Origin of the sequence: Actinocrinis sp., assembly GCF_035938995.1 — a bacterium.
Classification (GTDB): Bacteria; Actinomycetota; Actinomycetes; order Streptomycetales; family Catenulisporaceae; genus DASZGI01.
The window spans coordinates 1-12,135 of sequence record NZ_DASZGI010000405.1 but is presented as its reverse complement, the minus strand read 5'-3'; the positions used below and the strand labels follow the sequence as shown (position 1 = coordinate 12,135).

The following is a 12,135-nucleotide window of genomic DNA, read 5'->3' as shown; positions in this document are numbered from 1 at the left end:
GGCTACGCGCGGCCGAGCGCAGCCGTACGCGCCGAGGTCAGCCGCACCAGGTCCGCCGGGGCCAGTTCGATCTCCAGGCCCCGGCGGCCGCCTGAGCAGAAGACCGTCTCGTACTCCAGCGCCGACTGGTCGATCACTGTCGGCAGTTTCTTGCGCTGCCCCAGCGGCGAGATGCCGCCGAGCACGTAGCCGGTGGTGCGCTCAGCCGCCGCCGGGTCGGCCATCGCAGCCCGCTTGCCACCCACCGCGGCTGCCAGGGCCTTGAGATCCAGCTGGCCGGACACCGGGACCACCGCGACCGTGAGCTTGCCGTCCACGTCCGCGAGCAGGGTCTTGAACACGCGTTGCGGCGCGACGCCCATTGCGTCCGCGGCCTCCGTCCCATACGACGGAGCCGCCGGGTCGTGGTCGTAGGCGTGCACCGTGAATTCGACCTTGGCCTGGGTCAAAGCGACGGTCGCCGGAGTGCCCGCGCTGCGCGTCTTGGCGTCCTGCCGCGCGTTCTTGGCCACGTGAAGGCCCCGCCTCTCCGGTTCTGTCCTCGCTCCGGTGCGCCGTTCGGGCAGATCCTAGCGAGCGGGCACAGCGTTCACCGGCGGTGTCTATCGGCCGTGGTTTATCGGCAGTGTTTATAAGTCGCGCTCGCCGGTCCCGTGCTTCTAGCGGTCGCGGCGCAGCAGATCCACCGCGGGCAGCGTCCGCAGCTCCTTGATCAGCAGCGTCTCGCGGCGCAGCAGCGACTGTTCGCGCTTGAGCCGGGCCGCCGTGTCGGGCGTCGCGAGCAGACGCTGCTTGTCCCGCAGGTCCAGCACCATCGCGGCGGCGATCAGATAGGACAGCACCGTCGGGTCGTCCGGCAGTTCCGGGATCGGCCCGGCCCGCACGCCGCGCAGCCCGGCGAGCGCGCGCTGGTAGCCGAGCAGCAGCGCGGTGCTCGAGGTCTTGAGCGCTTCGGCGTCCGGGCCGGCGTTCTCCTCCAGGAAGTCCACCTCGCCGCGCAGATACGGGCCCGTGGTGTCCACGTCCAGCAGCCGGAAGCGCTGCGTCCCGGTGGTCACCAGCGAATAGCGCCCGTCCTCGTGCGCCTCCAAGGCCGAGATCCGCGCCGTGCAGCCCACGTCGTATACGCTCTCCACGGCCTCGGGACCGATCTCCCGGCCGTCCCGGATCGCCACCACGCCGAACTCGCGCGGCTCGCCCTCGGGCAGTTCCCGCAGGTCGGCGACCATCCTGCGATAGCGGGGCTCGAAGATGTGCAGCGGCAGCACCACACCGGGGAACAGCACAGAGCCGAGGGGGAACAACGGCAGCGTGGCGGCCATGGACCTAGCCTAGGGGGCGCGACGGGTGCCATGCAGCGATAGCGGATGGCGGGTCCGCGTCCTCACACGTCTGATCGTCCACACACCGGAATAGCTGCAGGCCGCTGTCCAGAGTCGAACTACACTGGCGGTGTGATCACTCGTATCGATGTGCGCGGAAGGGACCTTTCCGACGGCTCGACCGACCTGCGCGCGCTCGTGCCAAGAGCCGAGATCGACGTCGAGCGGGCCGTCGAGGCGGTGCGCCCCATCTGCGACGACGTGCGCCACCGCGGGGAGGCGGCGCTGATCGAGTACGGGGAGCGGTTCGACGGGGTGCGGCTGGAATCGGTCCGGGTCTCCCGCGACGCGCTGTCCCAGGCCCTGGCCGGGCTCGATCCGCAGGTGCGCGCCGCGCTCGAGGAGTCGGTCCGCCGCGCCCGCAAGGTCCACACCGACCAGAAGCGCCGCGACGTGCGCACCCAGGTCGTGCCGGGCGGCGCCGTCACCGAGCGGTGGATTCCCATGGACCGGGTCGGCCTCTACGTGCCGGGCGGCCTGGCCGTCTACCCCTCCTCGGTCGTGATGAACGTGGTCCCGGCCCAGATCGCCGCGGTCGGCGCGATCGCCGTCGCGTCCCCGCCGCAGCGCGACTTCGGCGGCCTGCCGCACCCGACCATCCTCGGCGCCTGCGCCCTGCTCGGCGTGGACGAGGTGTACGCGGTCGGCGGTGCGCAGGCGATCGCGATGTTCGCGTACGGCGCCGGCAGCGGAGCCACCCGCTGCGCGCCCGTGGACCTGGTCACCGGCCCGGGAAACGTGTACGTCGCCGCCGCCAAGCGCCTGCTCAAGGGCCGTATCGGGATCGACGCCGAGGCGGGCCCGACCGAGATCGCGATCCTGGCCGACCTGACCGCCAGCCCCGCGCACGTCGCCGCCGACCTGATCAGCCAGGCCGAGCACGACCCGCTGGCCGCCGCCGTCCTGGTCACCGACTCGGTGGCGCTGGCCGAGGCGGTCGAGCTTGAGCTGGAGCAGCAGGTCGCCGCCACCAAGCACGCCGAGCGCATCGCCGCCGCGCTGCGCGGCCGCCAGTCCGCGATCGTGCTGGTCGACGACCTCGACGCCGGGCTGGCCGTGGTCAACGCCTACGCCGCCGAGCACCTGGAGATCCAGACCTCGAACCCGCGGGTGATCGCCGGACGGGTGCGCAACGCCGGAGCGGTCTTCGTCGGCCCGTACTCGCCCGTTTCGCTCGGCGACTACTGCGCCGGATCGAACCACGTGCTGCCGACCGGCGGCTGTGCGTGCCACTCGTCCGGCCTGTCGGTGCAGACCTTCCTCAAGGGCGTCCACATCGTCGAGTACACCGAGGCCGCGCTCGCCGAGGTCGCCCACCACGTGGTGACCCTCGCGCACGCCGAAGACCTGCCCGCGCACGGCCAGGCGGTCACCGCCCGGTTCCCCACCGGGGCGCCCGCGCGGGAGGCCGCCGTGGACGCGTCCGCCGAGCCGCCAGCCGTGCCTGAGCCAGCGCTCTCTGAGTCGGCAGTACCTGAGGCGACACCACTCGTCGACACCACCGCCTATGACGACCCGGCCCCGCAGGAGACCGCGTGACGCACACCGAGGCCGGCCCGATCTCGTGGCGCGATCTGCCGATCCGCGACGACCTTCGCGGGCTGTCCCCGTACGGGGCGCCGCAGCTGGACGTGCCCGTCCTGCTCAACACCAACGAGAACCCGTACCCGCCGCCGCCCGAGCTGATCGCCGACCTCGGCACGGCCGTGGCCGCCGCCGCGGCGGGCGCGAACCGCTACCCCGACCGCGACGCCGTCGAGCTGCGCAAGGACCTGGCCAGCTACCTCGGGCACGGACTGACCGGCAGTCAGCTGTGGGCCGCCAACGGCTCCAACGAGGTTATCCAGCAGATCCTGCAGTGCTTCGGCGGCGCGGGCCGCTCGGCCCTCGGCTTCGAGCCCTCCTACACCATGCACCGGCTGATCTCGCTGGCCACCGGCACCCGCTGGATCGCCGAGCGGCGCGACGCGGACTTCGGTCTCGACCCGGACGCCGCCGTCGCCGCGATCGAACACCACCGGCCGGACGTGGTCTTCCTCACCTCGCCGAACAACCCCACCGGCACCGCCGCGCAGCGGGAACTGGTCGAGGCCATCGTCGACGCCGCGCCGGGCATGGTCGTGATCGACGAGGCCTATGCGGAGTTCTTCCGCCCCGGCACCCCCTCGGCCCTGCGGCTGCTGCCCGGTCGGCCCCGGCTCATCGTGACCCGCACCATGTCGAAGGCGTTCGCCATGGCCGGAGCCCGCGTCGGCTACCTGGCCGCCGACCCCGCCGTCATCGACGCGCTGCTGCTCGTGCGCCTGCCGTACCACCTCTCCGTCTTCACCCAGGCGGTTGCGCGCACCGCGCTGGCGCACGTGGACGCGCTGCTCGGTACCGTGGACGCGGTTAAGGCGCAGCGCGACCGAATAGTGGCCGAGCTGACCGCGATGGGCCTGCACGTCGTGCCGTCGGACGCGAACTTCGTCTGCTTCGCGCTCGCCCGGGACGGCGCGGAGCGCGCCGACGAGAAAGCGGTCTGGCGGGCCCTGCTGGACCGCGGCGTCCTGGTCCGCGACGTCGGCCTACCCGGGATGTTGCGGGTCACCGCGGGCACCCCGGAGGAGACCGGGGCGTTCCTCAACGCACTGAAGGAGATCCTTTGAGCGAGTCTGCGCGCCGCCGGGTCGGACGGGTCGAGCGGGCCACCAAGGAGTCCAGCGTGCTGGTCGGGATCGACCTCGACGGCACCGGCGAGGTCGACATCGACACCGGCGTCGGCTTCTACGACCACATGCTCGCCCAGCTCGGCAAGCACGGCCTGTTCGACCTGACCGTGAAGACCGCAGGCGACCTGCACGTGGACGCGCACCACACGGTCGAGGACACTGCGATCGCGCTCGGCACGGCGTTCCGCGAGGCGCTGGGCGACAAGGCCGGGATCCGCCGCTTCGCCGACGTGCGGGTACCCCTCGACGAGACGCTCGCGCAGGCGGTCGTGGACCTGTCCGGCCGCCCCTACCTCGTGCACGAGGAGCCAGAGCGGATGGCCCCGATGATCGGCGCCTACGACACGACCCTGACCCGGCACATCTTCGAGTCCTTCGTCGCCCAGGCGCAGATCTGCCTGCACGTGCGCGTCCCCTACGGCCGCAACGCCCACCACATCGTCGAAGCCCAGTTCAAGGCGGTGGCCCGGGCGCTGCGCGACGCCGCCGCGTACGACCCGCGCGTCGTGGGCGTGCCCAGCACGAAGGGTGTCCTGTGACCGGTAGCTACACCGCCGCGCTGCTGATCTTCCTCGGCCTGTTCCTGATCGGCGGCGTGATCTCCTTCGCCAAGCAGGGCCTGCCGAAGGTGCTCATCGGGATACTCGGCGTCTGCGCGGCGCTGGCCATCGCGGCCGGCGCGCTGCGGTGGAAGTGACGGGTCGGCGATGACCAAGAGCGTCGCGATCCTCGACTACGGCTCGGGCAACATCCGCTCGGCCCAGCGCGCCGTGGCCCGCCAGGGCGTCGAGACGGTCGTGACCGACGACTTCCAGACCGCGCTCGACGCGGACGGCCTGTTCGTCCCCGGCGTCGGCGCCTTCGCGGCCTGCATGGAAGGACTCCAGCAGGTGCGCGGCGACCGGATCATCGGCCGCCGCCTGGCCGGGTGCCGCCCCGTGCTCGGGATCTGCGTCGGGATGCAGATCCTGTTCGAGCGCGGCATCGAGCACGGCGTCGAGACCGCGGGCTGCGCCGAGTGGCCCGGCACCGTCGAGCGCATCGAGGCCCCCGTCGTCCCGCACATGGGGTGGAACACCGTGACGGCGCCCGAGGACAGCCGGATGTTCGCCGGACTGCCGGACGGCGCCCGCTTCTACTTCGTGCACTCCTACGCCACGCAGAAGTGGGAGCTGACCGAGACCCATCCGATGCCCGCGCCCAAGGTCGCCTGGTGCGACTACGGCGCCCGGCCGTTCGTCGCGGCGGTCGAGAACGGCCCGCTGTGGGCCGCCCAGTTCCATCCGGAGAAGTCCGGCGACGCGGGCGCGGCGCTGCTGGCCAACTGGATCTCCACGCTCTGATTCCCCGCTCCGGTCGCCCGCTCCGATTCCCCGGCGCGCTCCCGTATCCGCCACCTGCACCGACCGCCCCGCGGCCGGTCCTCAAACCGGCGACCGACCCGAAGAAAGGCGATCCCCTTCGTGCCCAAGCTCGAACTCCTGCCGGCCGTCGACGTCGAGGACGGCCAGGCCGTCCGGCTCGTCCGCGGCGAGGCCGGGACCTCCACCGGCTACGGCGACCCGCTCGCGGCCGCGCTGGCCTGGCAGAGCGCCGGCGCCGAGTGGATCCACCTGGTCGACCTCGACGCGGCGTTCGGCCGCGGCTCGAACCGCCCGCTGCTCACCGACGTCGTCGCCCGGGTGGCGGTCAAGGTTGAGCTGTCCGGCGGAATCCGCGACGACGACTCGCTGACCGCGGCGCTGGCCACCGGCTGCGCCCGGGTCAACCTCGGCACCGCGGCGCTGGAATCCCCGGCCTGGGTCGCCAAGGCCGTCGCCGAGCACGGCGACCGGATCGCGGTCGGCCTGGACGTACGGTTCGAGGACGGGCAGTGGCGGCTGCGCGGCCGCGGCTGGACCACGGACGGCGGCGAGCTGTACGAGGTGCTCGGGCGCCTCGACCGCGAGGGCTGCGCCCGGTACGTGATCACCGACGTCGGCCGCGACGGCATGCTCCAGGGCCCGAACGTCGGCCTGTACCGGGACGTGTGCGCCGCCACCGACCGCCCCGTCGTCGCCTCCGGAGGCGTCGGCAGCCTCGACGATCTCAGGGCTTTGCAAGCGCTCGTCCCGGCCGGGGTGGAGGGCGCTATCGTGGGCAAGGCGCTGTACACCGGCGCTTTCACTCTCGAGGAAGCGCTGGAGGCGGTGTCCGGATGAGCGTCATCCGACTCGGTTCGGGTGGTCCGTGGGAGGAGGCCTTCGGCTACTCGCGGATCGTGGTCGCGGGTCCGAACGCCTACGTCTCCGGCTGCACCGCCGTCATAGGCGGCGTCGTCCACCACGAGGGTGACCCGTACCGCCAGGCGTGGACCGCGTTCGACGCCGCCCTCAAGGCCCTGAAGGAGGCCGGGTTCGGCCGTGCGGACGTCGTGCGCACCCGCATGTACCTCGTGCACCCCCGCGACATGGAAGCGGTCGGGCGCGCGCACAAGGAGCTGTTCGACACCGCCCGCCCGGCCGCGACGATGGTCGTGGTCTCCAAGCTGATCGACCCGCAGATGCTGGTCGAGGTCGAGGTGGACGCCTACCGCGACGGCCGGGTGGCCTCGTGAGCCTGGCCGTGCGGGTGATCCCCTGCCTGGACGTGGACGCCGGGCGGGTGGTCAAGGGCGTGAACTTCGAGAACCTGCGCGACGCGGGCGACCCGGTCGAGCTGGCCGCCGCCTACGACGCCGCCGGGGCGGACGAGCTGACCTTCCTCGACATCACCGCCTCCTCGGGCGACCGGGAGACCACCTACGAGGTGGTGCGGCGCACGGCCGAGCAGGTCTTCATCCCGCTGACCGTCGGCGGCGGGGTGCGCACCGTCGAGGACGTGGACCGGCTGCTGCGCGCGGGCGCGGACAAGGTCGGGGTCAACACCGCGGCCATCGCCCGGCCCGAGCTGATCTCCGCGATCGCGGACCGCTTCGGCAGCCAGGTTTTAGTTCTTTCGGCCGATGCGCGCCGCTGTCCGCCGGGCGTCGAGACCGAGTCGGGCTTCGAGGTGACCACGTACGGCGGGCGGCAGTCCACCGGCATCGACGCGGTGGCCTGGGCGGCGCGGGCGGCGCATCTGGGCGCGGGCGAGATCTTGCTCAACTCGATGGACGCGGACGGCACCAAGGACGGCTACGACCTCGAACTCATCCGCGCGGTGCGGTCCGAGGTGACCGTCCCGGTGATCGCGTCGGGCGGGGCCGGGAAGCTGGAGGACTTCGCCCCGGCGGTGGCCGCCGGGGCCGACGCGGTCCTGGCCGCGTCCGTGTTCCACTTCGGCGAGCTGACGATCGGCGAGGTCAAGCAGTCGCTGCGGGAAGCCGGGCACCCGATCCGCTGATGCGCCGACCCGTCGGCCGGCCACTCACCGCCCACGATCATCAGCGACACGCCGTCCAGCCTAGCTGCGCACGCTCTGACCAGGCTGAATCCCTCTGAACGCGAGGAGACCGGCTACCGTGTCCGCGGCACGGATGCAGGCAGCAACTCTTGCACAGTCGCGTATGATATCGTGGGATATCACGAGGAGGTGGGCCGATGACTGACATGCTCATCCGCGATGTTCCTGACGCCGTGATCGCCGCTCTCGACACCCATGCCGCTCGGCTGGGTCTCTCGCGCAGCGAATACGTGCGCCGCCGCCTGGCCCAGGACGCCACCGCAACCGACACCCCGGTCACCGTCGCTGACCTGGCCCATTTCGCCGAACAGTTCGCGGACCTGGCCGAGCCCGACATCATGGACCAAGCGTGGCGGTGACTACGTGGCTGATCGACAAGTCCGCCCTCGTGCGACTCGCCGACAGTCCCGACGCTGCAGCCTGGGCTACCCGCATCGAGCGCGGCTTGGTGCGCATCACCACCGTCACCCGTCTGGAAGTCGGCTACTCCGCCCGCAGCGGAACGGACCTGCGCGCCGGACTGCGCCGCCCGCCGCTGGCCGCGATGCCGGTCGAATACCTGACGCCCGCCATCGAAGAGCGCGCCTTCGATGTGCTCGCCCTACTGGCCGACCGCGGCCACTACCGCGTCCCCTCCATCCCCGACCTGATCATCGCCGCAACCGCGGAGCTGGCCGGGCTCGCCGTGCTACACCACGACATGGGCTTCGACTTGATTGCCGAGATCACCGGCCAACCGCTCGAACGCCTCGCCCTCCCCTGAAGCGACAAGATCCGCGGGGTGGTTCGACCCGGCCCCGGAGCGGAGGGCCGTCAAGGCCCGACGCGAGGAGCCGGGCGGCGCGTTTCCCCGCGTAGCGGCCCATGGGGCCGCGGAGCGGAGGGTCGGGCGGGTGGGAGCTTGGCCCCGGCGGACGCCGGGCGAAGCCGCAGGCGGCAGCGCAGCGTCAGCGCGGGCGGACTGCCGAGCGCCAGCGAGGCAGGGAGCACGCGCGTCAGGGTTCGGCGGTGACCTCGAGGGCCTTCACCGCGTGTGCGGCGTCAGCAAGGGGGACACGCCGTTTAGAGGCAGAGCTTGGCTTAGAGACCGAGCTTGGCGTTCTTCAGCCGGGCGATCGCGGCCTCGTCGCCGGTCAGCTCCACCCGCGCGGCGTCCTTGCGGTTGTTGGCGAACAGCACCAGTTCCCCCGCCGGGCCGGAGATGGTGACCATCTGGGGCGTTGCGGCCTTGGCGACCACGGTCTGCCGCGGGGAGTCCGCGCCCTCGGTGCGTACCAGGGTCACCCCGACCGGCACCGCGCGGAACATCAGCCGGGCGCCGCGCCGGAGCTGCGCCCACAACGCGTCCGAGAACTGCGGGTCCAGGTCGCGCGGGCCGTCGCCGACCGGTCGGCGCAGGTCCTCGTGGTGCACGAAGAACTCCACCGTGTTGGTCGCCTCGTCGAACGCCGAGAAGCGCATCGGCGACCAGGCAGGCGGCCCGGTGCGCACCTTGCGGATCAGGTCGGCGTACGAGAGCCGGTCCCGAGTGCGCTCGAGCGTCTTCTGGTGGTGCCCCGAGAGAGGACCGAACAGGCCGCCCAGGGCGGCGTCCGGGCGGCTCTCGCGCACCACCAGGTGGGCCGCCAGATCGACCGCCGACCATCCGTCGCACAGCGTCGGGGAGTCCGGCCCCACCCGCACCAGGGTGTCCGCCAGTTCCTCACGTTCGGCCCGTGCGAATCCGCTCATGGCGATCAAACCTCTCGGTCCTCGTCCGCGCCCTCCGGCTACCCCGGCCGCCGCAGGATATCCCGGAATACGCAGGCAGTGCGATCGCTTGACGTGTGAGGCAACACACCCTGTGTAAGGGGTGCATGCGCGAAACTCGATATACATTGTCGGTGCCGCCGATTAGCCTCGAAGAGTCCGGCGCACTTGTCGAGGCTGCGTCGACCGGCCCGACATTGACTGGCTTTGCCGCCACTGGCACCGCATCGACAGACACTGCATCGATAGACACCGTATCGACAGGCACTGTGTCGGCCGACACCGGTCGACGAGGACCGCGAGACGACGAGGGGGAGCAGGACCATGCCGATCCGCCGCCCGACGGTGGACCGCACGCCCGCACGCGCAAGCAGTCGGCGGACGTCCGGTCCCGAGGCGAATCCCGCGTCCGTCCCGCACCAGCGCCGGAGCCCTCACGAGGCTCCGGCCGGCCACGAGAAGCCCCGGCGCATCGTCGGGACCGAAGGCTCGGCCACCCGCCGCGGACTGCGGATCCTCGGCCTGGCCATCAGATCCGAGCCGCTGATGTTCACCGGGGCGGTGCTCGGCGGCGCCCTCTACGGCACCATGACGGTCGCCTCCGCCTCGGCGGTCGGCTGGGCCACCAACCACGTGATCCTGCCCGACTTCAAACGCGGCGCGGCCGGAGCGGGCGGGCTCGCCGCCGCGGCCGCGCTCATTCTCGGCGTCGCCCTCGCCAAGGTGGTCGGGATCTTCGGGCGGCGGCTGGCCGCGGGGATCGTGGTGTTCCGGGTGCAGGCCGCCTGGCGGCGCCTGGTGACCCGCGCGTACCTGCGCCTGCCGCTCAGCTGGCACCAGCGCCACCCCACCGGACGCCTGCTGTCCAACGCGAACTCGGACGTCGAGATGGCGGCCATGCCGATGACGCCGCTGCCCATGACCATCGGCGTGCTGGTCATGCTGGTCGCCGCGGTCGCCGACATGTTCGCGACCGACCCGATGCTCGCCCTCGTCGGGCTGTTCGTCTTCCCCGCCGTCATGATCCTCAACACGGTGTACGTGCGCTTCTCCGGCCCGCGCTTCGCCCGCTCGCAGGAACTTCGCGCGCACGTCACCGAGGTCGCGCACGAGTCCTTCGACGGCGCCCTGGTGGTCAAGACCCTCGGCCGCGAGTCCGCGGAGACCGCGCGGTTCGCGCAGCGGGCCCGCGCCCTGCGCGACGCCAACATCTCCGCCGGCCGCGCCCGCTCCCTGTTCGACCCGCTGATCGAGGCGATCCCGAACCTCGGCGTGCTGGCGGTCCTGCTCCTGGGCGCGAGCCGGGTGGCGGCCGGGCAGGCACGGGCCGGCGACGTGGTCGCCATCGCGTATCTCATCACCCTGCTGGGCTGGCCGATCCGCGCCATCGGCTGGGTGCTGGGCGACCTGCCGCGCGCCGTCGTCGGATACGAGCGGGTGGAGAAGATCCTCACCGACGAGGAGCACACCGACTACGGCGACGCCCGCCTCGCACCCGAACCCGCCCCGGCCGAGCTGGAGCTCGACGCCGTCCGCTTCGCCTACGAGTCAGCCCCCGACAACCCCGTCCTGCGCGGCGTCACGGCGAAGGTCGCGCCCGGCCGCACCGTCGCGGTGGTCGGCGCGACCGGCTCGGGCAAGTCCACCCTCGCCTCGCTGCTCGCGCGCCTGACCGACCCGGTCTCCGGTGCGGTGCGGCTGGACGGCGTCGACCTGCGCGACCTGGCCCGCGGCGAGGTCCCCGCGGCGGTCGCGCTGGTCGCGCAGCAGACCTTCCTGTTCGGCGAGAGCGTCCGGGAGAACGTCACCCTCGGCGAGGAGCGCACCGATCAGGAGATCTGGGCCGCGCTGCGCACCGCCCAGGCGGAAAAGTTCGTCAGGGCCCTGCCGGACGGGCTGGACACGGTCGTCGGCGAGCGCGGCACGACCCTGTCCGGCGGCCAGCGTCAGCGTCTCGCCCTGGCCCGCGCGCTGGTGCGGCGGCCCCGGCTGCTGGTTCTGGACGACTGCACCTCGGCCGTCGACCCCAGCGTCGAGGCAGCGATCCTGGGTGGCCTGAAGGACGGCGCGCTCGGGGCGACCGTCGTCGTGGTCGCGTACCGGAGGGCGACCGTGGCGCTGGCCGACGAGGTCATGTTCCTGGAGAACGGCGTCATCGCGGACCAGGGCACCCATGAGGACCTGCTCGAGCGGTGCGCCGGATACCGGGAGCTGATCACCGCCTACGCCCGCGCCGCCGAAGACGCGGCGTCGGATGGGGAAGCGTCCGACGATGACGCGGTGTCTGACGGTGACACCGCGTCTGACAATGACAATGACACAGCGTCCGACGACACGGCGCAGTTCGAGGGAGCTCTGGCATGACCGCCGTCGCCGAGACTGAGACCGACGCCGCGGCGGACGCCGCCGACAGCACGAGCCCGTCCCGCATCGCCGTGGTCGCCGAGGCCACCGGCGGCCCGGTCACCATCGTTCGCAAAGGCCTGCGCCTGTCTCCCGAGTTCACCAAGGGCATCGGCGTCACCATGGCGCTGGCGTTCATCGCGACCGTCGGGCGGATCGTGATCCCGGTGGCGGTGCAGCAGGCGATAGACCACGGCTTCGACGCGCACGGCGGAGTCAACGTCGGCGAGGTCCGCCTCATGGTGGCGCTTGCGGCGCTGGCCGTCGTCACGACCGCAACCGCGGCCTACCTGATGAACCGCCGCCTGTATCGGGCCAGCGAATCGGGCCTCGCCACGCTGCGCATCAAGGCGTTCGAGCACGTACACGACCTGTCCGTGCTCCACCAGCAGGTCGAGCAGCGCGGCGCCCTGGTCTCCAGGGTCACCTCCGACGTGGACACCATCACCACCTTCATCCAGGAGGGC

The 12,135-nt window shown here is 72.1% G+C and carries 15 protein-coding genes; 12 read left to right on the top strand and 3 right to left on the bottom strand.

All coding sequences use genetic code 11. From position 1 onward, the window contains the following. Window positions 1-2 precede the first annotated feature (2 nt). Both ybaK and VGZ32_RS27580 read right to left on the bottom strand, forming a co-directional pair. Window positions 3-512 (bottom strand): Cys-tRNA(Pro) deacylase, encoded by a 510-nt coding sequence (ybaK, locus tag VGZ32_RS27585; RefSeq protein WP_326889153.1) that lies wholly within the window; start codon window positions 510-512, stop codon window positions 3-5. A 147-nt stretch (window positions 513-659) separates the two neighbouring features. After that, complete coding sequence (locus VGZ32_RS27580; RefSeq protein ID WP_326889151.1) at window positions 660-1,322, bottom strand: LON peptidase substrate-binding domain-containing protein; 663 nt, start codon at window positions 1,320-1,322, stop codon at window positions 660-662. Between the two features lie 132 nt (window positions 1,323-1,454). Here VGZ32_RS27580 and hisD point away from each other — a divergent pair, with 132 nt between their 5' ends. The 10 genes from hisD (at window position 1,455) to VGZ32_RS27530 (ending at window position 8,279) form a co-directional block, all read left to right on the top strand. Then, a complete protein-coding gene (gene hisD / locus VGZ32_RS27575; RefSeq protein WP_326889150.1) occupies window positions 1,455-2,921 on the top strand; it encodes a histidinol dehydrogenase in 1,467 nt (488 codons plus the stop codon). Next, on the top strand, window positions 2,918-4,030 hold the full coding sequence (locus VGZ32_RS27570; protein WP_326889149.1) for a histidinol-phosphate transaminase: 1,113 nt from the start codon (window positions 2,918-2,920) through the stop codon (window positions 4,028-4,030). Before hisD ends, VGZ32_RS27570 begins: the two co-directional genes overlap by 4 nt. Further along, the gene (hisB, locus tag VGZ32_RS27565; RefSeq protein ID WP_326889148.1) at window positions 4,027-4,632 is read left to right on the top strand and encodes an imidazoleglycerol-phosphate dehydratase HisB; all 606 of its coding nucleotides are present in this window, start codon (window positions 4,027-4,029) and stop codon (window positions 4,630-4,632) included. Before VGZ32_RS27570 ends, hisB begins: the two co-directional genes overlap by 4 nt. Next, window positions 4,629-4,790 carry a hypothetical protein gene (locus VGZ32_RS27560; protein WP_326889147.1) on the top strand — a complete coding sequence of 54 codons (162 nt, stop codon included), beginning with the start codon at window positions 4,629-4,631 and terminating at the stop codon, window positions 4,788-4,790. Before hisB ends, VGZ32_RS27560 begins: the two co-directional genes overlap by 4 nt. Window positions 4,791-4,800: 10 nt before the next feature. Beyond that, complete coding sequence (gene hisH / locus VGZ32_RS27555; RefSeq protein WP_326889146.1) at window positions 4,801-5,436, top strand: imidazole glycerol phosphate synthase subunit HisH; 636 nt, start codon at window positions 4,801-4,803, stop codon at window positions 5,434-5,436. Window positions 5,437-5,556: 120 nt separating this feature from the next. Beyond that, a complete protein-coding gene (priA, locus tag VGZ32_RS27550) occupies window positions 5,557-6,294 on the top strand; it encodes a bifunctional 1-(5-phosphoribosyl)-5-((5-phosphoribosylamino)methylideneamino)imidazole-4-carboxamide isomerase/phosphoribosylanthranilate isomerase PriA (RefSeq protein ID WP_326889145.1) in 738 nt (245 codons plus the stop codon). Further along, window positions 6,291-6,689 (top strand): RidA family protein, encoded by a 399-nt coding sequence (locus VGZ32_RS27545; protein WP_326889144.1) that lies wholly within the window; start codon window positions 6,291-6,293, stop codon window positions 6,687-6,689. Before priA ends, VGZ32_RS27545 begins: the two co-directional genes overlap by 4 nt. Further along, entirely contained in the window at window positions 6,686-7,456 is a 771-nt protein-coding gene (gene hisF / locus VGZ32_RS27540) for an imidazole glycerol phosphate synthase subunit HisF (protein ID WP_326889143.1), read from the top strand. Before VGZ32_RS27545 ends, hisF begins: the two co-directional genes overlap by 4 nt. Before the next feature lie 197 nt (window positions 7,457-7,653). Next, window positions 7,654-7,875, top strand: a complete 222-nt coding sequence (locus tag VGZ32_RS27535) for a FitA-like ribbon-helix-helix domain-containing protein (protein WP_326889142.1) — start codon at window positions 7,654-7,656, stop codon at window positions 7,873-7,875. Next, window positions 7,866-8,279, top strand: coding sequence for a PIN domain nuclease (locus VGZ32_RS27530; protein ID WP_326889141.1), 414 nt, complete (start codon window positions 7,866-7,868; stop codon window positions 8,277-8,279). Before VGZ32_RS27535 ends, VGZ32_RS27530 begins: the two co-directional genes overlap by 10 nt. Window positions 8,280-8,596: 317 nt before the next feature. On the opposite strand, the gene VGZ32_RS27525 is transcribed toward VGZ32_RS27530, so the two are convergent. Next, window positions 8,597-9,247 carry a TIGR03085 family metal-binding protein gene (locus VGZ32_RS27525; protein WP_326889140.1) on the bottom strand — a complete coding sequence of 217 codons (651 nt, stop codon included), beginning with the start codon at window positions 9,245-9,247 and terminating at the stop codon, window positions 8,597-8,599. A gap of 342 nt (window positions 9,248-9,589) precedes the next feature. Between VGZ32_RS27525 and VGZ32_RS27520 the strand changes: the two genes are divergently transcribed. Beyond that, window positions 9,590-11,629 carry an ABC transporter ATP-binding protein gene (locus tag VGZ32_RS27520; RefSeq protein ID WP_326889139.1) on the top strand — a complete coding sequence of 680 codons (2,040 nt, stop codon included), beginning with the start codon at window positions 9,590-9,592 and terminating at the stop codon, window positions 11,627-11,629. Beyond that, a partial coding sequence (locus VGZ32_RS27515) for an ABC transporter transmembrane domain-containing protein (RefSeq protein WP_326889138.1) occupies window positions 11,626-12,135 on the top strand: 510 nt, incomplete at its 3' end. The genes VGZ32_RS27520 and VGZ32_RS27515, both read left to right, overlap by 4 nt.